This is a genomic window from Catellatospora sp. IY07-71, assembly GCF_018326265.1.
GTDB lineage: Bacteria > Actinomycetota > Actinomycetes > Mycobacteriales > Micromonosporaceae > Catellatospora.
The window spans coordinates 3,939,103-3,962,304 of sequence record NZ_AP023360.1; the positions used below are offsets into that span (position 1 = coordinate 3,939,103).

At 73.3% G+C, this 23,202-nt stretch carries 19 protein-coding genes; 9 read left to right on the forward strand and 10 right to left on the reverse strand.

Annotation, left to right across the window (positions count from 1 at the left end):
- The first annotated feature begins 71 nt into the window (after positions 1 to 71).
- A complete protein-coding gene (locus CS0771_RS17670; protein WP_212842012.1) occupies positions 72 to 1,244 on the forward strand; it encodes a hypothetical protein in 1,173 nt (390 codons plus the stop codon).
- 56 nt (positions 1,245 to 1,300) lie between these two features.
- Here the strand turns inward: CS0771_RS17670 and CS0771_RS17675 are convergent, their stop codons facing one another.
- From CS0771_RS17675 to CS0771_RS17690, 4 genes are all read right to left on the reverse strand, one after another.
- Positions 1,301 to 3,460, reverse strand: a complete 2,160-nt coding sequence (locus tag CS0771_RS17675) for a transglycosylase domain-containing protein (protein WP_212842013.1) — start codon at positions 3,458 to 3,460, stop codon at positions 1,301 to 1,303.
- Positions 3,461 to 3,636: 176 nt separating this feature from the next.
- Positions 3,637 to 5,403 carry a serine/threonine-protein kinase gene (locus CS0771_RS17680; RefSeq protein ID WP_212842014.1) on the reverse strand — a complete coding sequence of 589 codons (1,767 nt, stop codon included), beginning with the start codon at positions 5,401 to 5,403 and terminating at the stop codon, positions 3,637 to 3,639.
- A gap of 173 nt (positions 5,404 to 5,576) precedes the next feature.
- Positions 5,577 to 5,945 carry a PH domain-containing protein gene (locus CS0771_RS17685; protein WP_212842015.1) on the reverse strand — a complete coding sequence of 123 codons (369 nt, stop codon included), beginning with the start codon at positions 5,943 to 5,945 and terminating at the stop codon, positions 5,577 to 5,579.
- 67 nt (positions 5,946 to 6,012) lie between these two features.
- On the reverse strand, positions 6,013 to 7,797 hold the full coding sequence (locus CS0771_RS17690; protein WP_212842016.1) for a hypothetical protein: 1,785 nt from the start codon (positions 7,795 to 7,797) through the stop codon (positions 6,013 to 6,015).
- Between the two features lie 173 nt (positions 7,798 to 7,970).
- On the opposite strand from CS0771_RS17690, the gene CS0771_RS17695 reads away from it, so the two are divergent.
- Positions 7,971 to 9,035: a YihY/virulence factor BrkB family protein gene (locus tag CS0771_RS17695; RefSeq protein WP_212842017.1), complete on the forward strand. Its 1,065-nt coding sequence runs from the start codon at positions 7,971 to 7,973 to the stop codon at positions 9,033 to 9,035.
- On the opposite strand, the gene CS0771_RS17700 is transcribed toward CS0771_RS17695, so the two are convergent.
- Positions 9,036 to 9,518: a glutathione peroxidase gene (locus tag CS0771_RS17700; RefSeq protein ID WP_212842018.1), complete on the reverse strand. Its 483-nt coding sequence runs from the start codon at positions 9,516 to 9,518 to the stop codon at positions 9,036 to 9,038. It lies immediately after the preceding gene.
- Positions 9,519 to 9,582: 64 nt separating this feature from the next.
- Here CS0771_RS17700 and CS0771_RS17705 point away from each other — a divergent pair, with 64 nt between their 5' ends.
- From CS0771_RS17705 to CS0771_RS17720, 4 genes are all read left to right on the forward strand, one after another.
- Positions 9,583 to 10,038 carry a hypothetical protein gene (locus tag CS0771_RS17705; RefSeq protein ID WP_212842019.1) on the forward strand — a complete coding sequence of 152 codons (456 nt, stop codon included), beginning with the start codon at positions 9,583 to 9,585 and terminating at the stop codon, positions 10,036 to 10,038.
- A 49-nt stretch (positions 10,039 to 10,087) separates the two neighbouring features.
- On the forward strand, positions 10,088 to 11,248 hold the full coding sequence (locus tag CS0771_RS17710; RefSeq protein WP_212842020.1) for an acetyl-CoA C-acyltransferase: 1,161 nt from the start codon (positions 10,088 to 10,090) through the stop codon (positions 11,246 to 11,248).
- A gap of 74 nt (positions 11,249 to 11,322) precedes the next feature.
- Positions 11,323 to 12,291 (forward strand): GNAT family N-acetyltransferase, encoded by a 969-nt coding sequence (locus CS0771_RS17715; protein WP_212842021.1) that lies wholly within the window; start codon positions 11,323 to 11,325, stop codon positions 12,289 to 12,291.
- A 141-nt stretch (positions 12,292 to 12,432) separates the two neighbouring features.
- Complete coding sequence (locus CS0771_RS17720) at positions 12,433 to 13,701, forward strand: aminotransferase class I/II-fold pyridoxal phosphate-dependent enzyme (RefSeq protein ID WP_212842022.1); 1,269 nt, start codon at positions 12,433 to 12,435, stop codon at positions 13,699 to 13,701.
- A gap of 63 nt (positions 13,702 to 13,764) precedes the next feature.
- On the opposite strand, the gene CS0771_RS17725 is transcribed toward CS0771_RS17720, so the two are convergent.
- Together CS0771_RS17725 and CS0771_RS17730 are read right to left on the reverse strand one after the other, a co-directional pair.
- Positions 13,765 to 13,947, reverse strand: coding sequence for a DUF4236 domain-containing protein (locus tag CS0771_RS17725; RefSeq protein ID WP_212842023.1), 183 nt, complete (start codon positions 13,945 to 13,947; stop codon positions 13,765 to 13,767).
- A gap of 28 nt (positions 13,948 to 13,975) precedes the next feature.
- Complete coding sequence (locus CS0771_RS17730) at positions 13,976 to 14,893, reverse strand: carbohydrate kinase family protein (RefSeq protein ID WP_212842024.1); 918 nt, start codon at positions 14,891 to 14,893, stop codon at positions 13,976 to 13,978.
- Between the two features lie 221 nt (positions 14,894 to 15,114).
- Here CS0771_RS17730 and CS0771_RS17735 point away from each other — a divergent pair, with 221 nt between their 5' ends.
- A complete protein-coding gene (locus CS0771_RS17735; protein ID WP_212842025.1) occupies positions 15,115 to 15,888 on the forward strand; it encodes a hypothetical protein in 774 nt (257 codons plus the stop codon).
- A 111-nt stretch (positions 15,889 to 15,999) separates the two neighbouring features.
- Positions 16,000 to 17,055 (forward strand): mechanosensitive ion channel family protein, encoded by a 1,056-nt coding sequence (locus CS0771_RS17740; RefSeq protein ID WP_212842026.1) that lies wholly within the window; start codon positions 16,000 to 16,002, stop codon positions 17,053 to 17,055.
- Here the strand turns inward: CS0771_RS17740 and CS0771_RS17745 are convergent.
- Together CS0771_RS17745 and CS0771_RS17750 are read right to left on the reverse strand one after the other, a co-directional pair.
- Positions 17,049 to 18,089: a S66 peptidase family protein gene (locus CS0771_RS17745; protein WP_212842027.1), complete on the reverse strand. Its 1,041-nt coding sequence runs from the start codon at positions 18,087 to 18,089 to the stop codon at positions 17,049 to 17,051. The two genes, CS0771_RS17740 and CS0771_RS17745, sit on opposite strands and share 7 nt — an antisense overlap.
- A gap of 42 nt (positions 18,090 to 18,131) precedes the next feature.
- Positions 18,132 to 18,479 carry an Imm51 family immunity protein gene (locus CS0771_RS17750; RefSeq protein WP_212842028.1) on the reverse strand — a complete coding sequence of 116 codons (348 nt, stop codon included), beginning with the start codon at positions 18,477 to 18,479 and terminating at the stop codon, positions 18,132 to 18,134.
- 225 nt (positions 18,480 to 18,704) lie between these two features.
- Between CS0771_RS17750 and CS0771_RS17755 the strand changes: the two genes are divergently transcribed.
- Positions 18,705 to 19,127, forward strand: a complete 423-nt coding sequence (locus CS0771_RS17755; protein ID WP_239126134.1) for an NUDIX hydrolase — start codon at positions 18,705 to 18,707, stop codon at positions 19,125 to 19,127.
- Between the two features lie 9 nt (positions 19,128 to 19,136).
- Here the strand turns inward: CS0771_RS17755 and CS0771_RS39450 are convergent, their stop codons facing one another.
- A complete protein-coding gene (locus CS0771_RS39450; protein WP_212842029.1) occupies positions 19,137 to 23,123 on the reverse strand; it encodes an AAA domain-containing protein in 3,987 nt (1,328 codons plus the stop codon).
- Positions 23,124 to 23,202 lie beyond the last annotated feature (79 nt).

A 23,202-nucleotide genomic window follows, 5' to 3' on the forward strand; every position in this document is an offset into this window, starting at 1 on the left:
TTCGATGTGATTTGCCCTAGTGTGCGGCTTGATTACCGTCGCCGCATTGCGCGCGCACACTGGGGAGTGACATGGACGTCAGGACCGTCGGCGGCGCCACCCGGCTGCAGCCGGACTTCACACGGGTCAACGAGCTGGCGGTCCGGACAGAACGGCTGCCGCGCCGGGAACGTGACGGCGTGCTGCCGTTCCCGGCCGTGATGTGGCTGTGGGTCGGGCTCGCGGCGCTGCTGCGCCTGGTGGTGTGGCTGGCCGCCGCCGCGCTGTGCGTCGGCGCGGTCGCGGCTTCGACCGTCGAGCCCGGCGTGCCCGGCGCGCTCGTGGTGCCGGTCGCGGCGGTGGCGCTCGCGGCCGTGCTCGGGCACCTCGCCCGGCGGCTGCGCCGCCGCAGCCCGGCCGGCTGGCAGGCCGCCGTGGCCGGGGAGTACTGGTCCTGGCGGCGCCCGCCCGGCCGCTTCGAGCACGAGCCCGTGCTGCTCGACCCGCCCGCGTGGCTGCGCGACCCGCTGCACCGCCGCCTGCTGCGTTGGGTGCGGCCCGCCGGCCAGGCCGTGCCGCACACCGAGCGGGTCACCTGGGCCCGGCGCTGGGCGCTCAGCCGCGAGCTGCGCGCGGCCGCGCCGCGGCTCACCGTGGTCACCGCGCTGACCGCCGTGCTCACCGTCGGCGCGTGGCGGGCCGGCTGGCTGGCCGCCGCCGCGCCCGCGATCGTGCCGGGCGACGTACACCTCAACGGGCGGGTGCCCAACCCCGACGTGCTTCCCGCGCTCGACGTCGCGGTGGCCGCCGCCGCCGACTACGCCTGGCAGCTCGCCGATCTGGTGCCGCTGCTCAACCTGACCGAGGTGCTCGGCTGGGACCGCCCCGCCGCGCTGGCCGGCGGCGGCCTGCAGGACGCCCTGGCCCTGCTGTTCCGCGTGTCCGTGCTGCTGGTCGCCGCCGCCACCGTGCTCCGCATGCTCGGCCGCCGGGTCGACGTCGAGGCCAAGCCGCCGCTGCTGGCCGGCCAGGTCGAACGCGCCCTGGTCGAGGAGCTGGTCAAGGCCCGCCGCCTGCTCGGCGACGGCGGCCGCCACGACGCCCGCCTGTTCGCCGCCGCCTGCCGCCGCCTGCGCGCCGACGAGGTCCCCGTCCCCCCGCCGTACGACGAGTGGAACGCCGAATCGCTCGCCCACACCCTCGCCCTCGAACAGTCCTGGATGAACGACTGGCGCGTCCCCGAACAACGCTCCGTCCTGTCCTGAAAGGAAGGGCACCTTCTTATCGTTTTCCGACGTAGAAGGTGCCCTTCCTTTTCCTGTCAGTTGAGGATGGAGGTGGGTGGGGGGTTGAAGTCGCGGACGGGCTTGTCCTTGAGGGCGAACTTCAGCGAGTTGGCCACCGCGTCCAGTGGCATGTTGTAGTTGCCGTCGCCGGCCACGTTCTTCACGTAGTCGGGGTCGGCGATGAAGCTGGCGGCGGCCAGCTCCGGCGTGAAGCCCACGAACCAGGCGGCACGGGTGTCGTCGGTGGTGCCGGTCTTGCCCGCGATCGGACGCTCCATCAGGGCGTACACCCGCGAACCGGTGGACCAGTCGCCGCAGCTGCCGCGGGACGCCTTGTAACCGGTCGGGCAGCGCGCGGCGTCGGTCGCGGCGCGGCCCACGTCCTGGCTGAACGCCCGGGTGCACTGCGGCGCGGCCGCGTCGACCTGTTTGCCGTCCACGGTGGTGGTGAACTCGGCGCCGTCCGGGCCCTTGATCGACAGGACCGGGTTGGGCTTGCAGTACATGCCCTCGGCGGCCACGGTGGCGTACGCGTTGGCCATCTCCAGCGGGGTGGTGTCGGCCACGCCGAGCGTGAACGCACCCCACTTGTCGGCGTGCTTGGGCGAGGCGTGCAGCCGGTCCACGTCGGTGTGCCAGGTCAGGCCCATCTTCTCGGCCATGCGCACCGCCTTGTCCGAGCCCACGGCCTGCTCCAGCTGCACGAAGTACGTGTTCACGGACTTGCCGAAGCCGGAGTACATGTTGTGCTTGCCGGTCATGCTGCCGCTGGCGTTCGACGGGCACCACCGGTTGCCGCAGGCGGCGGGCCCGCCGGGCTCCACCACGTAGATCGAGGTGTAGCGGTGCGGGGCGTAGAACGACTTGGACAGCTTCATGCCCGCGTCCAGGGCCGCCACCATGGTGAACATCTTGAACGTCGATCCGGCCTGGTAGCCCGGGATGTCGCCGCCGCCCAGCAGCGGCGCGACCGTGTTCGGGTAGCTGCCCTTGACGTCGAACGAACGCTTGATCGGGTCGGAGTTCGGCCCGTTCTTGCTCTGGTCCATCGAGTAGATCCGGTTGACCGCCATCAGCACGACCCGGCCGGTGCCCGGCTCCACCATCACGTTGCCGTACGCCAGCCGCATGTCCACCGAGGAGCGGCTGAGCAGGTCCTTCATCGAGTACGCCTGCAGCTTCGGGTCCAGGCTGGTGACCACCCGGTACCCGCCGGTGCGCAGCGCGTCGAGCCGGGCCACCGGGTTGGGGCCGAACGCGGGCTGCTGCATCCACCAGTTCTTGAAGAAGTCGCAGAAGTAGCCCCAGTCCCGGTTGGCGGCGGGCACCGACGCGCAGTCGCGGGGCGGGGTGGACAGCTTCAGCTTGATCGGCTCGGCGGTGGCCCGGTTGGCCTGGTCCGCGGTGATGAACTTCAGCTCGGCCATCCGCCGGATCACGTAGTTGCGCCGGTCCAGCGCGGGCGTGGTCTGGTTGGCCGGGTCGAACGCCGACGGCGCCTTGACCAGGCCGGCCAGCGTCGCCGCCTCGACCAGGGTCAGGTCCTTGGGCTCCTTGGAGAAGAAGATCTGGGCGGCGGCGTAGATGCCGTACGCGCGATGGCCGAAGTAGGCCATGTTGAGGTAGCCCTCCATGATCTGGGTCTTGGTCCACTGACCCTCCAGCTTCATGGCGAGCCGGATCTCGTTGATCTTGCGGATGGGGGTCTGCTCGGTCGCCGCGATGGCCTCCTGCGCGGTCGTCGCGCTGTCCCGCAGGGCCATGCGCACGTACTGCATGGTGAGCGTGGACGCGCCCTGGGCCACCTCGCCCTGCTGGCGGTTGGCCACGAAGGCGCGGGCGATGCTCTGCAGGTCGACGCCGCCGTGGCTGAAGAAGCGGGCGTCCTCCGCGGCCAGCACCGCGTTGACCACGTTCGGGTTGACCGAGGTCAGCGGCACGAACTTGCGGTGCTCGTCGTAGAACATCGTGATCAGCGACTTGCCGTCGTTGGCGTAGACGTACGTCGTCTGGCCGACCTGATGGTCTTTCAGCTGGGTGGGGAGGTTGTCGTAGATGGCCGCGCCCTTTTTGGCTCCGATGCCCGCCGGAACGGCCAGCGGTAGCAGGGCGAGGGCCACGACCACCCCGCCCAGGACGCCGGCTCGCAGCAGACCGCTGTACCGGCTGAAGAAGCTGATTAACCGCTGCACCATAGCCACGAATATAGGCAGCTCAGCATACCGAGGTGAGGAAGATTCACTGATGCTTATGCGGCGGATTCCCCTGTGGAGCGATCCCGGCCCGGCGGGCGTCCAGCAGCCTCCCGGCCGGCGCACAGACGATCACCAGGGGCCGCCCGCGCCCCGACTCGCCCCCGGGCCGGGGTGGTTCAGACCGCGGACGCCCAGATCGCCGCCCGGCGGAAGCGCACCCGCCAGGGAGCTTCGCCGTCGTGCCCCACGGTGTCCACGCCGATGACGATCCGGCCCTCGGCGAACGTCGCGTCGGTCAGCGCGATCTCCGTCAGCTCCTTGCCCGCGAGGAAGAACCGGAACTGCGCACCCTGCCCCTGCACACCGATCCGCTGGTACCTGTCCAGCGTCAGCTCCTGCTCCAGGGGCAGCTCGCGCAGGATCCGGCCGCCGGAGGGATCGCCCTCCGCGTGCCGCAGCACGGTCACCTTCGTCTGGCACACGCGCAGCTCGTAGCCCGCGTACGCGGTCATGCGGTAGAAGAGCCCCGCGCAGCTGCCCTGGGTCAGCAGGGCCGCGTCGACCTCGAACCGGAAGTCGGTGAGCGCGTCCTTCGGCCCCGGGCACAGGTAGGACCAGTCCTTCAGGGTGGTCGCGACGTAGGACTTGTCCTCGAACAGGCAGGTGGCGCCGTTGGGGTCGTCGTCGCGGCTGTCCCAGCGCTTCTTCGCCGACAGCGCATCCGTCAGGTACGGCGCGGGCGTGGCCGGCACGCTCGGTGACGGCGAAGCCGACGGGCTGGGGGACGGGCTCGGCGACGGGGACGGCGAGGGCGACGCGCTCGGCGAGGGCGACGCGCTCGCGCTCGGCGAGGGCGAGGTGGACGGGTCGGCGGCGAAGCCCGCGGGCAGCGGCAGCGCCCCGGTCAGCAGGGCCACCGTGAGCCCGCCCAGCAGCAGCGTGGAAACGCCCAGCCCGACCGCGACCGGCTTGGCCCAGCGCGGGCCGCCGGGGCGCGGCGCCGGGTCCTGCATGCCGGTGGGATCGGCGTCGACGACCGCGAACCGGCTGCCCGCCTCGGCCGCCGCGGCGGCCTGCCGGGGCAGCTCGCCGGAGCTCAGCGCCCGGTCCGGCCCGCTGGTGAGCAGGCGGTCCAGCAGGTCGCGGGCGGTGGGCCGGTCGGCCGGGTCCTTGGACAGGGCCGCCAGCACCAGTTCGCGCAGCGGCCCGGACAGGCCGTCCAGGTCCGGGTCGGAGGTCATGATGCGCACTGCGACGGCGGGCATCGAGTCCGCCGCGAACGTGGTCCGGCCGGTGCCCGCGAAGGCCACCACCGCGCCCCAGGCGAACACGTCCGCGGCCGGGGTCAGCGCCTTGCGGGCCTTGGTGTCCAGCCGCTCCGGCGCCATGTACGCCACGGTGCCGATGAGCTGGTCGGTGCGGGTGTTGCCGGGCTGTCCCTCGACCGCCCGCGCGATGCCGAAGTCGATCACCTTCGGGGTGCCCGGGGCCAGCAGCACGTTGCTGGGCTTCAGGTCGCGGTGGATGACGCCCGCGCCGTGGATCGCGGTGAGCGCGGTCGCCACGCCGATGGCGAGCCCGTGCAGGTTGGCCGGGGTCAGCGGGCCGCGCTGGGCCACCACGCTGGACAGGCTCGGACCGTCCACGTACTCGACCACCAGGTAAGGCGACTCGTGATCGGGGTCGGCGTCGAGCACCTCGGCGGTGCAGAACGGCGGCACCTGCTTGGCGCGCTCCACCTCGCTGCGGAAGCGCTGCCGGAACTCGGGCTCGCCGGCCAGGTCGGCCCGGATCACCTTGACCGCGACGAGCGTGTCCTTCGGGTCGCGGGCAAGGTACACACTGCCCATGCCGCCCTCGCCGAGCCGGCCGAGCAGGGTGTAGCCACCCAGCTCACGCGGATCCTTCGGCCGCAGGGGCCGTGCTGCTTCGGCGCCGACCATGGTGGGCAGCTCTCCCGTCCTCTTCGCCCGGCCGGGCACGGCCTGCCGCCGCGTCCTGACCGGACCCTCCCCGCGAGTTCAGGCGACATACTGCCATCTCGCGGTCGCCGCCTGTCACCCCGCCGGATAACGAAACGCGCAAGGCCGGACGCTTGGTTGCGGGCGCGGGCGGGTCAGGTCGTGATCCGCTGCAGGATCAGGTCGTGGACGTGGTGCGTCTTCTCGTCGCCGCGGAACTCCATCTCGTACACGTGCGTGCCGACGTTGATGGCGATCGCCCCGGTCGAGAAGAACTGCCCCGCCCAGGACTTGTTGCTGACCACGCTCACGCTGGTGATCTTGCCGTAGGGGATGCTGGTGATGGCGATCTTCTTGCCCACGAAGGACTTGTCCTGGATGATCACGCGCCGGTCGGTCAGCCCGATGAAGCCGGTGCCCGCGCCGATGGCGTCGTACACGGCGATCACCTGCTCGCCGGGCAGCAGGCCGCTCTGGATCTGCTGCAGCTGCTCCCTGCGGTCGTACACGATGCTCGTCGTCATGCCCCGACGCTAGATCGGGCGCGCAAACCGACTGGTCAGACGGTTCGCGCGCCCGGTCACCGGGCCGTCAGTCGCGGCTGAACGTCCACACCCCGTTGGTGTCGATCACCACGACCACGGTGCCGCGCGGCAGCACCGTCTCCCCGGTGTAGTCGCCCTCCTGGCTGATCAGCGTCGCGCTGTCCGAGCCGATCGCCTGTACGGTGAACTTGCCCTTGCCTCGGTGGTCGAAGGCCACCCGGGTCGAGTCGGCCGCGCTGCGCGGGATCAGCAGCACGTTCGCGCCCACCCCGGACGCGGTCCCGCTCCAGGTCGGCGACGCGGCCAGCGGCCGCACCACCATGCGCCAGCCGCCGGACGCCTCGATGTTCACCGCGGCGGGCCGGATGTCGCCCAGGTCCAGCGGGCGGACCCCCTCGTAGCTGTCGGTGGTGGCCACCAGCGTCTGGATTTCCTGGCCGTCGGCCTTCACGGTGCGCACCACGAAGTCGCCCGCCCCGGCGTAGGTCAGCGCCACCGTGTGGAACGTGTCGCCCAGCTCGACCGGCACGGTCCGCGGGCCGGTGCCCTCGAAGACCTGGTCCTGCGCTTGGCCGGGCAGCGGGTTCGGGGACGGGATCGGCCGGCTCTGCTCCTCCTGCGACGGAACGGCCTCGCTCGGCTGCCGCACCGCGGTCGCGCCCGGTTCGGCGACCGCCGACGGCGACCCGTCCGGGCGCAGCGCGAGGAAGCCGCCGATGCCCAGCACCGAGCAGAGCAACAGCCCGGCCGCGCCGCCCAGGGCCCAGATCCACCAGGGACGCGGGGTCGCCGGCTTGGCATGTGCCGGGACGTGCGGGGCGGCGTGCGCGGGCACGTGCGCGGAGGGCGTGCTCACCGGCGCGGCGGCCGGGCCGTCCGTGCCCATGGTGAACCCTGCTGAGCTGGTCATCGCCGGTTCCGGCACCGGCTCGTGCCCGACCGCGACCGGCGGCAGGTCGGCGACCGGCTCCGGCCGCGGCTCGGCGGCGGGCGGTGGCGCGGGCAGGTCCGCGGGCGGAGGGTCCGCGTCGGCCTTCGGCCGGGCGGGTTCCGCGGCGCTCGCGGCGGTCCATGCCGGTTCCGCGGTGCTCGCCGCTGTCCAGGCGTGGTCGGTCGAGCCGGCCGTCGCCCAGGCCGGTTCGGCCGAACTGCCCGCGTCGGCGGGCCAGCCGAGCGCTGCCCGCTCGTCCCGCCAAACGGGCCCGGCCTCCGGCGGCCCGGTCTCCTGCCCCGCCGCTTCCGGTCCCCCCGCCGCGGCCATGACCGGCTCGGCGTCCACAACTTCTGGGTTGTAGGTACAACCCAGAAGTTGTGGCTCGTGCGTCGAGACCACCGCGCTCATCGCCGATGCGGTCACCGGGTCCGCGACCGGCTCGGCACTCATCGCCGGCGCGGGCTGTGGCTCCGGCAGCGGGTCCGCGCCGGGGCTCGCCGTTTCCGCCGCGAGCAGAGCCGCGGCCGCCGGTTCGGCGACCGGGGCCGCCGGCGCGTCCACCTCTGCGGCGGCGTCGGGGCCGGTGGCCTCGGCCGCCCAGACCGGGGCGATCGCGGGCGCGGGCTCGCCGAGCGGCACGCCCGCCACCGGGAGCTGCTCACTCTGCTCGGCCTGCTCGCGGACGAACTCGTCGACGCTGTCCAGCGGACCGGCGGCGAACCCGTCCTCATCGGTCAGCTCGAACAGCAGCGTCGGGTCGTCGGCGCCGTCGGGCACCCAGAACTGCCAGTCGTCGGGCGCCTGGGGCCAGCTCGGGTCCGGCCGCCAGCCCGGGGGCGGCGTCCAGTCCTCGGGAGGCGCGGGCCATCCCGGTGGCGAGTGGTATTTCCAGCCCATGCGTGAACCCCCGTCGTGCGTACCGCTCCTGCAAGCCGTCACCGGGGGTGACCTGATACTACGTGCCGGGCCGCAGCCGCGGGCGAGATCCACTGACGACGGCCTTGTCCGGCCGCGGCCGCTCTGATGTCATACGGTCACGGATCGACACACGCTCTGCCGCGGAGGCGACGTTGGCGCGTACGAGGGAACCCGGCCGGGTCCACCGGGACCGGCTGCTCCACATCCTGGCCCGGGGGCCGCGCCGCCCGTCGGACCTGGGTCTGCGGGCGTGGCTGCGAGTGTGCCGCCGGACCGTGGTGGAGCTGCTCGGCGACGAGCTGGCCGACCGCGCCGCGGCGCTGACCTACTACAGCGTGCTGTCGATCATCCCGGGGATGCTGGTGCTGGTCGCCGGGGTGGGCCTGTTCGGCCGCTCGACCAGCGACGCGGTCGCGGAGAACCTGAGCGAGCTGACCCCGCCGCCGGCCCGGCACGCGATCCTCGACATCATCGACAACCTGCGCTACGACCAGCGGGCGGCGGGCATCGCCGCGGCGGTCGGCCTCGCCATCGCGTTCTGGTCGTCGACCAGCTACATCGGCGGGTTCATGCGGGCCGCGAACGTGATCTACCGGGTGCCCGAGGGACGGCCGCTGTGGAAGACGGTGCCGGTGCAGCTGTTCGTCACGGCCGTCACGGGCGTGTCGCTGGCCGCGAGCGCGCTGGCCGTGGTGCTCAGCGGCCGGGTGGCCACCAGCGTGGGGCGGGCCTTCGAAGTCGAGGACGCCACCGTGAAGATCTTCGACGTGGTGAAGTGGCCGGTGCTGGTCATCGTGATCAACATGCTGCTGGCGCTGCTCTACTGGGCCGCGCCGAACGCGCGGCAGGGCGGCTTCCGCTGGATCACGCCGGGCACCATGGTGGCGATGCTGACCTGGATCGCCGTGTCGGGCGGCTTCGCGTACTACATCGCCACGTTCGACTCGTACAACAAGACCTACGGCGCGCTCGGCGGCGTCATCATCTTCCTGGTCTGGCTGTGGCTGACGAACGTGGCGGTGCTGCTGGGCGCGAAGTTCGACGCGGAGCTGGGCCGGGCCCGCGCGATCGCCGCGGGGCTGCCCGCCCACGCCGAGCCGTACCTCCCGCTGCGCGACGTGCCGAAGCAGGAGCCGCCGTCTGCGGACGTGCCGCTGTCGACGGACCGGCTGCTGCCCGCGGCACCGGAGGAACGGCCCGGCGCGGACGGCGGCTGATCAGGCCAGCGCGCGCTCGACCGCGCCGGTCAGCTCGGCCGACTCCGGGGTGACCTGCGGCCGCAGCCGGGTCACCGCACCCGAGCGGTCGACCAGGAACTTCTCGAAGTTCCACGTCACGTCGCCCGCCTTGCCGTCGGCGTCGGGGGTCTGCGTGAGCAGGTCGTAGAGCGGGTGCCGGCCGGCGCCGTTGACCTCGATCTTCTCGGTCAGCGGGAAGGTGACGCCGTAGTTGACGTCGCAGAACTCGGCGATCTCGGCGGCGCTGCCCGGCTCCTGCCCGCCGAACTGGTTGCACGGCACGCCGAGCACGGTCAGGCCCTGCTCGCCGTAGGTCTCGGCGAGCTTCTGCAGGCCGGTGTACTGGGGGGTGAGCCCGCAGCGCGAGGCGACGTTGACGATGAGGACGGCCTTGCCGCGGTACTGCGCGAGGTCCGCGTCGGCGCCCTGCAGCGTCTTGATCTGTACGTCGTAGATGCTCATGGAGGTCACCTTAGCGCCGGTCGGATGGTGACCGGCCCGGGGCCGATCTGCCACGATGACGGCCATGACCCGCTTCGAGCCCGATCCCGCGGTGAGCATCGCCTCCCGGGCGGCCCGCGCCGCCGGCTGCGCCTTCGTGTCCCTGGCCGTCTGGATGGGCATCGCGTACGCGGTGATCCAGCTGCGCGGCTGCGAGGGCGGGATGGAGTGCCTGGGCGACGCGCTCGGCATCATCTTCCTGGGCCTGATCGGCGCGGCGGTGACCATGTGGCCGCTGCTGCGCCTGGTCCGGGTGCGCCCGGCCTGGGTGGTGGCGCTGGCGGGCCCGGCCGTGGTGGTGCTGCTCGCGCTCGGCCTGCTGCGCCGGCTGTTCCTCGGCGCGCCGCAGCTGTGGGTGGTGGGCATGATGGTGGCGTACGCGCTGGCCGCCGTGCTCGTGGACCCGCGGGTGCCGGGGCGGGTGCGGGCCCTGACGGCAGGTGCCCTGGTGCTGCTGGTCGGTGCCGAGATCGTGATCTGAGTTCCGGGCCTGATCGACCGTTCAGGTTACTTGGCAGTAGGCTTCGGTCATGCGTGATGCGGTGATCATCGGAGCGGTGCGTACCCCCGTCGGGCGGCGCAACGGCGGCCTGTCCGGCGTCCACCCGGTCGACCTGGCCGGTCAGGTGCTGCAGGACCTCGGCGACCGGACCGGGTTCGACCCGGCCGACGTGGACGACGTGATCCTGGGCTGCGTCTCGCAGGCCGGCGAGCAGTCCTGGAACATCGGCCGCAACGCGGTGCTCGCCGCCGGCTGGCCGGAGTCCGTGCCCGGCACCACCCTGGACCGGCAGTGCGGCTCCAGCCAGCAGGCGCTGCACTTCGCCGCCGCCACCGTGCTGTCCGGGCAGGCCGACCTGGTGGTCGCGGCGGGCGTAGAGTCGATGAGCCGGGTGCCGATGGGCTCGTCGGTCGGCGAGCTGGGCCTGCCCTACGGGCCCGAGGTGCGCACCCGCTACGCGGGCGTGCCGGGCTTCGCGGGCGACGCGCCGGTGCCGTTCAACCAGGGCGTCGGCGCCGAGATGATCGCCGCCCGATGGGGCTTCGGCCGCGCGCAGCTCGACGAGTACGCGCTGGCCAGCCACGCCAAGGCGGCCGCGGCCACGGACGGCGGCCTGTTCGCCGCGGAGATCGTGCCGGTCGGCGACGTGCACGCCGACGAGGGCATCCGGCGGGAGACGTCGCTGGAGAAGCTGGGCCAGCTGGCTACCCCGTTCAAGGAGGACGGCGTGGTCACCGCGGGCTCGGCGTCGCAGATCTCCGACGGCGCCGCCGCGCTCGCCGTCACCACGTCGGAGTGGGCCGCCGCGCACGGGTTCACCCCGCTGGCCCGGGTGCACACCGCCGTCGTCGCCGCCGACGACCCGGTCATCATGCTCACCGCGCCCATCCCGGCCACGGCCAAGGCGCTGCGCCGGGCGGGGCTGTCCATCGCCGACATCGGCGCGTACGAGGTGAACGAGGCGTTCGCCCCGGTGCCGCTGGCCTGGCTCGCCGAGACCGGCGCCGACCCGGCCCGGCTCAACCCGCGCGGCGGCGCGATCGCGCTCGGCCACCCGCTCGGCGCCAGCGGCGCCCGGCTGATGACCACGCTGCTGCACCACATGCGCGACCACGGCATCCGCTACGGCCTGCAGACCATGTGCGAGGGCGGCGGCATGGCCAACGCCACCATCGTCGAGCTGCTCTGACCCGTCCCCACCGAGGGGCGCGGGCCGCGAAAGGCGCTGGCGCGGGCGGCGGCGGCCCGCTACAACTGGCGGGTATGGCGGTGACTCCATTCGATCCCCGGCTCGGGTTGCGCGAGCAGCTGGCGTGCTGGCACGAGGTCGAGCGGGCGGCGGCCGGGCACGACGACCCGGGACACCCGGTGCCACCCGCCGCCGTCCGCTGCGCGGAGCTGTTGGCGCCACGTCCGGACGGCTCGGTGCGGCACTGGCTTGCGTGCGCCGACGGCACGCCGGTCGGGCTGGCCGAGCTCTTCCTGTCCGACCGCGAGAACCTGGCCTGGGGTTTCGCCACGGTGACCGTGCACCCGGCGCACCGCCGGGCCGGGCACGGCAGCGCGCTGCTGGCGGCGGCCCGCGCCGCGGCGGCGGAGGCGGGCCGGGACACGCTGGTGCTCGACGCGGCGGCGGACTCGCCCGGCCCGGCCTGGGCGGCGGCGCTGGGCGCGCGGCGGGTGCAGCGGCTGTGGGAGTCCGAGGCGGACCTGTCCGTGCCGGTCGCGCCGGGCGACACCGCGCCGCCCGGCTACCGGCTGGAACGCTGGCCGGACGGGGTGCCCGAGGCGCTGCTGGGGGCGTACGCGGCGGCCGTCGACGCGATGGCGGACTCGCCCGACGGCGGCCTGGGCTACGTGCCCGCGCCGAACTCGCCGCAGCACGTGCGGGCCGTCGAGCGGCACGCGCGGCAGGCAGGCCGGCAGCGCCGGGTCGTCGCCGCCGTGCACGAGGGCAGTGGGGCGGTGGCCGGGCTGACCGTGCTGGAGTACCCGTCCCTCGCGCCGGAACTGGCGCACCAGGAGGACACGGTGGTGGTGCCCGCGCACCGGGGGCACGGCCTCGGGCTGTGGGTGAAGGCGGAGATGCTGCGCTGGCTGGCCGCCGACGGCGGTGCGGTGCGCCGCATCCGCACCACCACCGAACCGTCCAACGTGCCCATGCTGCGGATCAACGAGCGGCTCGGCTTCCGCCGCATCCGGACCCGTGAGCAGTGGACGCTGCCGGTCTGAGCCGTGGCCGAGCCGCCCCGTGGCGCGATACTGCGTTGGTGATCGTCGATGCCTAAGGCAGACTGGCCGGATGGCCAGGGTGACGCACGGGGGAGCCCAGCGACGAGCGTGCCCCACGACACGGAAGAAAGGGGCCGACGGATGGTTCTGTCACTCAGCGGCACGAAGATGGCGCACGCCTCCGGCATCCGCAGCATCATGGAGGACATCGCCACCTCCATGCGGGGCGCGTCCACGGGCAGCCTGCTCAACCTGAGCATCGGCAACCCGGCACCGATCCCCGAGGTCGTGGGCACCTGGCGGCGTCTGTTCGACGAGACGCTCGACGCGAGCTTCGCCAGGGCGAGCTGCCTCTACGGGCCGTCGCGGGGCACCGACGACCTCGTCGCGGCGATCGTCGAGTACTTCTCCGGCCGGTACGGCTGGCCGCTCACGCCCGAGCACGTCGTGGTCGGTTCCGGCAGCCAGATGCTCAGCTTCGTCGCCTCCGCCGTGTTCACCGGCCCGGGCGCCGCGCGGGACACGAAGACCGTGCTGCCCGCCCTGCCCGACTACACCGGCTACCAGGGGGTCTACCTGTTCCCCGGCGGCGTCGCCGGGATCGCGCCCCGGATCGAGCTGTGCGGGGACCGGCGGTTCCGCTACCACCTCGATCTGGACGCGCTGCGCCGCAGCGACGACATCGGCCTGCTGCTGCTGTCCAGCCCGAGCAACCCGACCGGCCGCTGCGTCAGCCCGCAGGAGCTGGACGCGCTGCTCGAGATCGCCGCCGACCGCGACGTGCCGATCTTCTTCGACCACGCGTACGGCTCGCCGTTCCCGCAGATCGTGGAGACGCCCGAGCCGCCGCGCTGGCACGAGAACATCATCAACGTCTTCACCGTCTCCAAGGCCGGCCTGCCCGGCGAGCGGATCGGCTTCGCCGTCGGCGATCCGCGCTTCATCGAGCCGATGGTCTCGTTCGTGGCCAACTCGACCCTGCACGCGGGCCAGCTCGCGCAGCAGGTCACCGCACGGGCGCTGGCCACCGGGGAGCTCGACCGCCTGACCGCGGAGGTGATCCGGCCGTACTACGCGCACAAGCGCCGGCTGGGGGAGAAGCTGCTGGCCGACATCCTGCCGGCCGACGTGAACTGGCGGCTGCACGCCGGCACGTCCGGCGGCATGTTCTGCTGGGTATGGGTGGACGAGCCGTGGTTCGACGACCGCGCCCTCTACTCCCGCGCGAAGGAGAAGGGCGTCTTCCTGGTGCCCGGCCGACCCTTCTTCACCGGCGAGGTCGCCCCGGCCGGCTTCGGCCGCCACGACGGCCGCTGCTTCCGGATCAGCCTCAGCGCCGACGAGCCGGTGCTCACCCAGGGGCTGGAGCGCATCGCCGCCGCCCTCACCGAGCTGCGCGACGCGGCGTGACCTGGTGAGGCAGGGCGAAGGCGCGCGTCCCCCGCCGGGACGCGCGCCTTCGCGACGGTCAGGTCAGCGCTTGCCGCCCTTGTCCTGCTTCCAGGACCACGGGCCGGGCAGGTCCACCCGGTGCGCGCGGGTGCGGGAGTTCCACGACCAGCGGCCGATCTTCAAACTCCAAGAGGACAGACCGCCCTGTGTGAAGTTCCACCGCAGGGGGCCCAGTTTCCACGTCTTTCGGAACAGCAGGCTCATGCGTTCCATGTAACCCTGTGCGCGCCACTCAAAACGTGGTGTCGTGTGCCAACAGTGCGGCGCGGCCGATCGGGTCCACTTCGGTCGCCGCGACGGTGCAGGCGTGCGCCCCGGCCAGCGCGCCGAGGCGGGCGCATTCGTCCAGGTCGCGGCCCTCCAGCAGGCCGAACAGGAACCCGGCGACGAACGCGTCGCCCGCGCCGTTGGAGTCGCGCACCGGCCGTGGCGGCGCCACCGCCGCCCACCGGCGTACCCCGTCGCCGTCGCGGGTGAGCAGCAGGCCGCCGCGGTCGCCGGCGGTGGCGACCACGGTGTGCGCCCGGCCCAGCTCGAGCACATGGCGCATGACCGCCTCCGGGTCGGCCAGCGCCGCCGCGGACAGGAACACCACGTCGGCCTGGGCCGCGAACTGCGCGTGGTACGGGTTCTCGCCGTCCCAGTCGTGCAGGTCGGTGGAGACCGCGATCCCGGCGGCGGCGAGCTGGTCCAGCGCGTACGCGGCCGGGTGGGTGATGCATACGTGCACGTGCCGGCAGCCGGCCAGCAGCTCGGCCAGCAGCGGGGCGGGGAAGCGGTCCTGCTCGGCGCCGCGGCTGCCGTCGTACAGCGACAGCCGGCGGCCGTCCGGGCCGACCAGGTTCACCGCGCGTTTGGTGCCGGCGGCCGTGGCCAGGGCGGTGAACCCGCTGCCGGAACGCTGGTGCAGGTCCCGGACCAGGGCCCCCTCGGCGTCCTCGCCGAGCACGTCGAGCAGGTGGATGTGCAGGCCCAGCGCGTGCAGGCCGAGCGCCACGTTGTCGCCGGTGTGCCCGGCCCGGGTGGTGATCGCCGGGACCAGGTAGCTGTCCGCGTACGGCAGGGGCAGCCGTGGGACCTCGACGATGGTGTCGACGCCCGCGCCGCCGAGCACGAGCACGTCGAGAGGGCCGTGATTAGGACCACGCATGTCGCGATGCCTTCCGGGGTAGGTGAGTCGACGTTTCAGCCCGCGCGGCCCGCATCCGGTGCGGTCCGCCGAGGTCGCGACAGGTGCAACGCTGATCATCATCGGCGGGGCACGCTCCGTCAAGGCCGCCCGGCTCGCCGGGCGCGCCTGGCATCGACTGACTAGGCTGCTGCCTTGTGCTCCGGGCCGCTGCTCGGAGCCCGATGGGGAGGGGAAGACACGTGAGAGTACGTCGTTTCGCAGTGGCGGTGGCCGGTCTGGCCGCGATCGCGGCGCTGGCCGCCTGCCAGAACGAGAAGCCGGCGGCCACGCCCGGCGCGTCCGCGTCCGCGGGCGCCTCCGCGCAGGTCCAGGCGTCGGCCGCCGACGCGCTCACGGCCGCCGGCGCGAAGTTCAAGGACACCACCGTCAAGATGAAGATGGGCATGAGCGGCGCGGCCGGCATCGAGGTCACGGGGAGCCTCGACGGTCCGGGCAAGAAGAGCCTCTCGTCGATGAAGATGGGCGTCGCGGGCACGAACATGACCATCGACGTCGTGCAGATCGGCGACGAGGTGTGGATGAAGATGGCGGGTGTGCCGACCCTGCCCAAGGACTGGATGCACGTCGACACCGCCAAGCTCGGCGCGGCCAGCTCCCTGCGCACCTCGATCGAGGACCCGTCGTACAGCGCCAACCTGCTGAAGGTGGCCTCGTCGGTCGAGTGGGACGGCACCAGCAAGATCAAGGGCACCCTCGACCTGAGCAAGGCCGCGGGCGCCAACGCGGCCGCCGCGACGGCGCTCGGCGAGCAGGCCAAGGCGGTGCCGTTCACCGCGACGCTCGACGAGCAGGGCCGCCTGCTCACCATGACGGTCGGCATGGGCCAGGTGGCCCCGGCCGCCGGTGTCGGCGACATGGTGATCACCTACAGCAACTACGGCGAGCCGGTGACGATCGACAAGCCGTCCGGCAAGATCGTCGAGGCGCCCGCTTCCATCCTGGGCAGCCTCTGACCATGTGATCGGAAACGCCCCATCGCCGCGGCGGTGGGGCGTTTTCCATGCGGCGGGCCGGGTAGCGGTGGGAACGTTGATCCCGTAACCGCCGCTGGAGGTTCGCCGCCCATGGACGCCGAGCAGCTGATCCGGGCGGCCATCGTGGTGACCGCGGCGCTGCTGGCCGCGGTCGCCGCCGGATGGCTGGCCCGCTTCGTGGTGCGCCGCCTCGGCCGCCGCCGCTACCAGCACTTCTTCGACAACCTCAGCCGCAGCTGCCGCTGGCCGTTCCGGGTGCTGCTGGCCGTGGTGGCGCTGGTGATCGCGCTGCCGTTCAGCAGCCTGACCGGCCCGGCCCGCGAGATGGTGCACCACGGCCTGGTCATCGCGCTGATCGGCGCGTCGGCCTGGCTCGCGGTGCGGGTGCTGTTCGTGCTGGAGGACGCCGCGTTCCGGCGGCTGCCGATGGACGTCGCCGACAACCGGCGCATGCGCCGGGCGCGCACCCGCATCGGCATCCTGCGGCGGCTCACCGCCGTCGTGGTGACCCTGCTGGCCATCGCGGCGATCCTCATGACGTTCGCGCCGCTGCGCACCCTCGGCGCCTCGCTGCTGGCCTCCGCGGGACTGGCCGGGGTGGTCGCCGCGCTGGCCGCGCAGGCCACGCTGGCCCACATCTTCGCCGGGCTGCAGCTGGCGTTCACCGACGAGCTGCACATCGACGACGTGGTGGTGGTCGAGGGCGAGTGGGGGCGCATCGAGGAGCTGCGCCTGACCTACGTCGTGGTGCGGCTGTGGGACGAGCGGCGGCTGGTGCTGCCCACCACCTACTTCACCACCACGCCGTTCCAGCACTGGACCCGCAACGAGTCTCGGGTGCTCGGCGCGGCGGTGCTGCACCTGGACCACCGGATGCCGGTCGAGCCGCTGCGCGCCGAGGCCGAGCGCGTCGTCGCCGCCTCACCGCACTGGGACAAGCGGGACTGGGTGCTGCAGGTGGTCGACACGACCGAGACCACCATGGTGGTACGCGTGCTCGCCTCCGCGCCCGACGCGCAGCACGCGTACGACCTGCGCTGCGAGATCCGCGAGAAGCTCATCGCGTACGTGCGCGAGCACCACCCCGAGGGCCTGCCGCGGACCCGGGTGGCGCTCACGCCGCCGTCGCCCGGAGACGGTCAGTAGGTAACGCTGACGCGCCGGTGCTCGGCGTCGACCAGCGCGGCGCCGCCGATCGGCAGGATCAGCTGCGGGTCGGTGTGCCCGATGTCGAGGTCGAACACGAGCACCGCGTCCGGCGCGTACGCGGCCATCGCCCGCTCGATCGCGGCCCGCTGCCCGGCCCGGTAGGCCGCCTTCTGCTCGGGGGTGTGCGGCCGGTCGAAGTTCCACGCCTTGGCCCGGCCGACCAGCACCGCGGCGAAGCGCTCCAGCATGCCGCGCTCGCCCATGTTGCGCAGGGTGCGGAACACCTCGTCGGCGCTCGGCATCTCCTCGGAGGTCTCCAGCACCAGCACGTGCCCGTCGAAGCGCTCCGGCGGCGCGACGAAGCCGGCCTGCAGCAGCCAGGACAGGATCTCCAGGCAGCCGCCCCAGAGCGGGCCCTCGACGGTGCGGTGCGCGCCGGACCAGGTCCAGCCCTCGGCGGGCAGCATGCGCGGCTCGGTGTCGCGCAGCGTGTCATCGGCCCAGTCGTGCGGCTCGTCGCCGTACTCGATGGACGGGGTCAGCTCGAACCGGCCACTGGTGAACAGGGCGGCGCGCAGGCTGCGCTCGGTCAGCGGGTGCATCCGGCCGGGCCGGGCCAGCGAGGTCATCACCGCGCCGCCGTGGTAGCCGACCACACCGAGCCCGAACAGGTGGTTGAGCAGGTTGGTGTTGTCGGAGAAGCCGAAGAACGGCTTGGGGTTGGCGCGGATCACCTCGTCGTCGAGGTGGCGCAGCACGGTGATCTGGTCGTCGCCGCCGATGCTCGCGATGATCGCGGTCAGGGACGGGTCGGCGAACGCGGCGGTGATGTCGCGGGCACGGTCGCGCGGATCGGCGTCCATCACCCGGGTGGTCGGGAACTCGACCGGCACCAGCTCGAAGTCCTCGCGCAGCCGCGCCAGGCCCTGCTCGTACACCCCGGGAAAGATCGCGGGCAGCCCGGCGGAGGGGGACAGGACCGCGATGCGGTCCCCCGGGCGGGGTTTCGGCGGGTGGATCATCTCAGCCATGGTGCGGAACCTAGCCGATCCGCCCGGCCGCGGCAGCCGGATTCAGTCGAGCAGGCCCTGTTCCTCCGCGCGGGTGATGGCGTCGGCCAGCACGTCGAGGTCCACCACCGCGTCGCGGATGGCCGCGGCCACCTCCGCCAGCGGCTCGGGATCGCCCGCGCGCACCGAGAACAGGTCGGCCTCGGAGTCGAACTCCACCTGGTCGAGCACCTCGGGGGACCGGTCGGCCAGCAGCACCTGCACCACGCCCTCCCAGGCGTAGCCGTTGCCGAGCCAGCCCTGCTCGTCGAAGATGTCCACATAGTCATCGAAGTCGTCGAACACCAGGCTGTACTCGCCGGAGTCGTGCTCGACCAGCTTGCACGGATCGAAATCGGGGTCACGCGCCATGACCGCGACTATAAGGCGGGATATGCGTCCCCGAGGTTTCGCCGAAAGGGCGACTTGTGCTCCGCCGAACGGCGAAAAAGAGGCCGGGTCGCGCGTGCGCCGGCGGAGCCCGCGCAGGCCGAATTCTGGGCGGTGTGACCAGCAAGAAGCGTTCTGAGTGGCGAATCAGCGCGTCGCCCATCTGTGCGGCCGCGCGAGAACGTGGCAGGCTTTCTCATCGTGACGATGGTCAGGCAGTGGCAGCGGGTCTCGGCGTACGGGCTGGCGCGCGAGGGCGACACCGTGCTGCTCGTGCAGATCGGCCGCAGCGCCCACGGGGACCTCGGCAAGTGGATGCCGCCCGGCGGCACCATCGAGCACGGCGAGCACCCCGCCGAGACGGTGGTGCGGGAGTTCGCCGAGACCACCGGGCTGGAGGTCCGGGTCGACACGCTGCTGGAGGTCGGCTCCGACCACCGCCAGCTCACCGGCGGCATCGACTTCCACGGCGTGTTCATGCTCTACGGCGTCACCGTGCTCGGCGGCGATCTGCGCCCGCAACCCGACGGCATCATGGTCGAGCCCAGCTGGCACAGCGCGTCCGAACTGGACCAGATCCCCATGCTCGACGCGGTGCGCGACGTGCTGCGCACCGCGCTCAAGAAGTAGCGGCCGCGCTCAGGAGGGTTCGCCCACCGCCGTGCGCCGGGCCGCGCGCAGCGCCTCGGTCGTGCGCGGGGTGCGCCGGGGCAGGCCCAGCTCCGCGTACGCCTCCGCGACCACCTCGTCCTCGGTCCGGTTCAGGCCGTCGCTCTCGATCCAGCGCACCAGCTCGACCAGCGACTCCTGCGGCACGTCCGTGATCTTCTCGGCGGCGGGCAGCGCCGGGCGCGTGCCGGTGCGCTGCCGGGCCGAGGGCAGCCGCAGCGTCACCCCGTCGGCGACGGTGTCCGGCAGCAGGTCCGCCGCCGACGACACGGCCAGGTCGTACACAGCCCGCGCCTTGGCGATCTCGACCTCGCGCTGCCGGGTCCAGTCGGTCGACCAGATCCGGTGGAAGCGCCAGCCGAGCCGCTCCAGGTGCTGCTGGCGCAGCCGGTCGCGGTCGCGCACGGTCGGCGAGGAGTGATAGGACGGGCCGTCGGCCTCGATGGCGAGCACCAGCCGGTGCGGGTCGTCCGGGTGGGTGGCCGCGAAGTCGATCCGGTGCCCGCCGACGCCGTGCCGCACCACCAGCGGGATGCCCGCGGCGGTGAGCCGGGCCAGCACGTCCGCCTCGAACGCGCTCAGCGCCGGGGCGCCGGTGAGGGCGGCGATCTCGCGGCGGCCGCCGGACGCGGCGTACTCCAGGAAGTCGCGCAGCATCACCGCACCCTCGGCGCGCAGCCGCTGCGGATCCATGTCCAGGTGGGTGAACGAGCTGACCACGGTCATCCGGCGGCGGGCGCGGGTGATCGCCACGTTGAGCCGGCGGTGCCCGCCCTTGGTGTTCAGCGGGCCGAAGCGGTAGAGCATGCGCCCGTCCAGGCCCTTCGGGTAGCCGATGGTCAGGATCACCGCGTCGCGCTCGTCGCCCTGCACCCGCTCGATGTTCTTCACGAAGAACGGCTCGTGCCCGTTCTCGGAGAAGTACGGCTCCAGGTCCGGCCGCTGGACCAGCGCGCGGCGCAGCGCCGCGTCCACCCGCTCGGCGTGGGTGATGCCCATGGTGATCACGCCCAGCGACTCGGCGGGCCGCTGCTGCGCGTGCGCCAGAATCAGCTCCACCACCCGGCGCACCTCCGCGCCGCCGCTCTCCACCGACGCCTCCGGGTCGGCCTCGCCGGACACCAGCACGTGGCTGATGCAGTCGGCCGCGTCCGCGCCCGGGAACGTGGTCAGCGCGTTGCCGCTCGGGCTGTACACGTGCCGGTCCGAGAACGCGATCAGCCGCTCGTCCCGGCTGCGGTAGTGCCAGGCCAGGTGGCGCACCTGCGGCAGCGGCAGGGTGTGCGCGAACGCCTGCAGCAGCGACTCGACGTCGTCGCCGAGCGCGGTCCCGTCGTCGGGCACCCCGTCGCCGTCGGTGTCGCCGCGCTGGAAGAAGTTCGTCGGCGGCAGCTGGTGCTCGTCGCCCGCCACGACGACCTGGCGGCCGCGCATGATGGCGGGCACGCCGTCCACCGGCTCGACCTGGCTGGCCTCGTCGAAGATGACCACGTCGAACAGCACCCGGGCCGGCAGCACCTGGCTGACCAGCAGCGGGCTCATCGCCCAGCACGGCTTGAGCGCGGTCAGCGCCTCCGGGGCCTGCTCGAACAGGTGGCGTACGGGCAGGTGCCGAGCCTTCTTCGCGGCCTCCCGGCGGACCAGCTGCTGCTGGTCGGGGAACTCGTCGAGCACCGCCATCAGGTTGCGGGCGGCCAGGTGGCGTACCCGCTGCGCGGCGGCGGTGATGTGCGCGGCGTCGGCGGTGTGGAACTCGGCCACCGCCGCGTGCAGCGCCGCGCCGTGGAAGGTGGCCAGGTGCTCGTCGCTGAAGCGCAGGTGCTCCAGCACCGAGCTGAGCCAGGCGTGGTCGAACGCCGCGCCCGCGCGGGCCGTGTCGCCGCCCACGCCGCGCGCGGCCAGCTCGTCCAGCAGCCGCCGGGCCCGCCACTCGACCAGCGAGGCGGCCAGCTCGTTGCGCCGCGCCGTGCGCAGCAGGTCGGCCTGGTCGCCGGCCAGCGCGTCGAGCTGCCGCTGCAGCGCGTCCAGGTCGTCGGCGTCCACCGGGACGTAGCCGCGCAGCGGCTGCAGCGCGCCGGTGAACTCGGCGAACGCGGCCAGCGCCGGGGCCGTGCCCGGGTCGGTGCGCGGCGGCTGCCCGTCCAGGCTCACCACGCGCCAGCGGGCCAGCTGGTCAGCGGCGGCAACGGCCGCCTGGTGCAGCTCGGCGGTGCTCGGGCGGCCCGGCGCGAGCCAGTGCGCCCGGATGTCCTTGACCACGCGGCGGCGCTGCCAGAAGCCCATGCTCCCGCGCTGCTCGCCGGTGGCGGTCGCGGTGATCCAGGCGGGCAGGTCCGCCGCGTACGCCTGCGGGCGTAGCCGCCGCAGCGTCTCCTCCACCTCGGACAGCAGCGCGGCCATCTTCTGCGCCGAGCCCAGCGTGGCCGGGACGGCCAGCCCCAGCCGCGCGGCCAGCGCGGACAGCTGCTGCCGGGCCGGGGCCAGCGTGGTCGCGGCCTGGCCCGCCAGCGCGTACGCCAGCTGCGCCGCGGCCCGGTCGGGCACCGTGGAGCGCACCCACGCGCCCGGCCCCGGCGCCGGGTCGAACGCGCCCAGCTGGGCCAGCTCGACCACGGTCGCGCGCAGCCGCGCGGCGGCCGGGGCGTCCAGCCGGGCCAGGTCCTCGCCCGCCCAGCGCTGCGGGGTCATGTCCTCGGGCGCGATGCCCAGCAGGCGCGACTGGAGGTCGAACACCGACAGGCCCCACGGCTCGTGCCGGGTGTGCAGCGCCGCGTGGTGGCGCGCGAGCGCGGCGCGGGAGCCGGTCAGGCTGCGGTCGGTGTCCTCGGTCGTGGGGCGGGTCTCGTGCCGGGCCCGCTGCAGCCGCGCGTCCAGGGCGCGGGCCAGCTCGCGGCGGCTGCCCTGGTCGCCGTGCAGGTTCTGCACGAGGTCGTCCAGGCCGACCTGGTTGAGCCGGTCCAGCACGGCGTCGATGGCGGCGCGCTTCTCGGCCACGAACAGCGCGGTGCGCCCGCGCGCGGCCAGCGCCATGATCATGTTGGCGATGGTCTGGCTCTTGCCGGTGCCCGGCGGGCCCTTCACCACCAGGTGGTGCCCGGCCACCGCCGCGTTGACCGCGTAGCTCTGCGAGGAGTCCGCGTCCAGCACCAGGAACTCGTCGTCCGGCTCCACCCGGTCGGGCGCGTCGGCCTCCACCGGGGCCTGCGCGTACAGCTCGCTCAGCGCGCGCGGGTCGCCCGCCAGCGCGGCGATCACCTCGCTGCTCTCCAGCAGCTCGCCGTGCTCGGTGATGTCGGCGACCATGGGCAGCTTCTCGTACAGGAACGTGCCCACCAGCAGCTCCGGCGTGACCGTGAAGCCGCGCACGTCCTCCGCCGCCTTGGCCAGCTGCTCGAACACCGGCGCCGGGTCGTACGGCCCCTCCGGCAGCGCGTCCAGCAGCGCCTCCGGGTCCACCTCCAGCCGGTGCTCCTTGAACAGCTTGAACAGCAGCACCGGGTTGACCGCCGGCTCCGGGTCGACGGTGAGCGCGAACTCGGTCTCCGCCGCCGACGTGGTGCGCACGGTGAGCCGGTGCAGCAGCACGGGGGAGCGCGGCGTGCGCTCGGCCTCGTACCAGGTGGCAAGGCCGGCGGCCAGGTAGCCGACGTCGACGCCGCGCTCCTCGGCCAGCGTGCGCGTCCGGGTGCGGATGGTGCGGGTGCGCCGCAGCGCGTCGGCGTGCGCCGCGTCGTCGGGGAACAGTTGGCGCAGCGTCACCGTCCGGCCCGCCATGAGCACGGTCAGCGCCTCGGGCCGGGCCGCGTCCAGGCGCAGCGTGCCCGCCTTCAGATCGCGGTAGTAGGCCAGCTGGTTGCGCCCGGAGTCGTCCACCAGCGCGTCGGCCCACCGCCGCGTGGCGAGGGCGACATGGGACGGGCGCGGCGCGGCGAAGTCATCCGCCTCGGACAGAGTCACGGCCCCCACGATGGCAGACCCCCGCACCCCCAGCCAAGCACCGAGGGTAAGGAAGGGCACCTTGTTATCGGAATACGTA

Excerpts from the sequence above, each read along its gene's own strand:
- CS0771_RS17740 (WP_212842026.1), top strand. The coding sequence starts at position 16,000 with ATGGACGCCGAGCAGCTGATCCGGGCGGCCATCGTGGTGACCGCGGCG.
- CS0771_RS17715 (WP_212842021.1), top strand. The coding sequence starts at position 11,323 with ATGGCGGTGACTCCATTCGATCCCCGGCTCGGGTTGCGCGAGCAGCTG.
- CS0771_RS17685 (WP_212842015.1), bottom strand. The coding sequence starts at position 5,945 with ATGACGACGAGCATCGTGTACGACCGCAGGGAGCAGCTGCAGCAGATC.
- CS0771_RS17680 (WP_212842014.1), bottom strand. The coding sequence starts at position 5,403 with ATGGTCGGCGCCGAAGCAGCACGGCCCCTGCGGCCGAAGGATCCGCGT.
- CS0771_RS17700 (WP_212842018.1), bottom strand. The coding sequence starts at position 9,518 with ATGAGCATCTACGACGTACAGATCAAGACGCTGCAGGGCGCCGACGCG.
- CS0771_RS17745 (WP_212842027.1), bottom strand. The coding sequence starts at position 18,089 with ATGGCTGAGATGATCCACCCGCCGAAACCCCGCCCGGGGGACCGCATC.
- CS0771_RS17750 (WP_212842028.1), bottom strand. The coding sequence starts at position 18,479 with ATGGCGCGTGACCCCGATTTCGATCCGTGCAAGCTGGTCGAGCACGAC.
- CS0771_RS17675 (WP_212842013.1), bottom strand. The coding sequence starts at position 3,460 with ATGGTGCAGCGGTTAATCAGCTTCTTCAGCCGGTACAGCGGTCTGCTG.
- CS0771_RS17705 (WP_212842019.1), top strand. The coding sequence starts at position 9,583 with ATGACCCGCTTCGAGCCCGATCCCGCGGTGAGCATCGCCTCCCGGGCG.
- CS0771_RS17755 (WP_239126134.1), top strand. The coding sequence starts at position 18,705 with ATGGTCAGGCAGTGGCAGCGGGTCTCGGCGTACGGGCTGGCGCGCGAG.
- CS0771_RS17710 (WP_212842020.1), top strand. The coding sequence starts at position 10,088 with ATGCGTGATGCGGTGATCATCGGAGCGGTGCGTACCCCCGTCGGGCGG.
- CS0771_RS17725 (WP_212842023.1), bottom strand. The coding sequence starts at position 13,947 with ATGAGCCTGCTGTTCCGAAAGACGTGGAAACTGGGCCCCCTGCGGTGG.
- CS0771_RS17670 (WP_212842012.1), top strand. The coding sequence starts at position 72 with ATGGACGTCAGGACCGTCGGCGGCGCCACCCGGCTGCAGCCGGACTTC.
- CS0771_RS17730 (WP_212842024.1), bottom strand. The coding sequence starts at position 14,893 with ATGCGTGGTCCTAATCACGGCCCTCTCGACGTGCTCGTGCTCGGCGGC.
- CS0771_RS17690 (WP_212842016.1), bottom strand. The coding sequence starts at position 7,797 with ATGGGCTGGAAATACCACTCGCCACCGGGATGGCCCGCGCCTCCCGAG.
- CS0771_RS17720 (WP_212842022.1), top strand. The coding sequence starts at position 12,433 with ATGGTTCTGTCACTCAGCGGCACGAAGATGGCGCACGCCTCCGGCATC.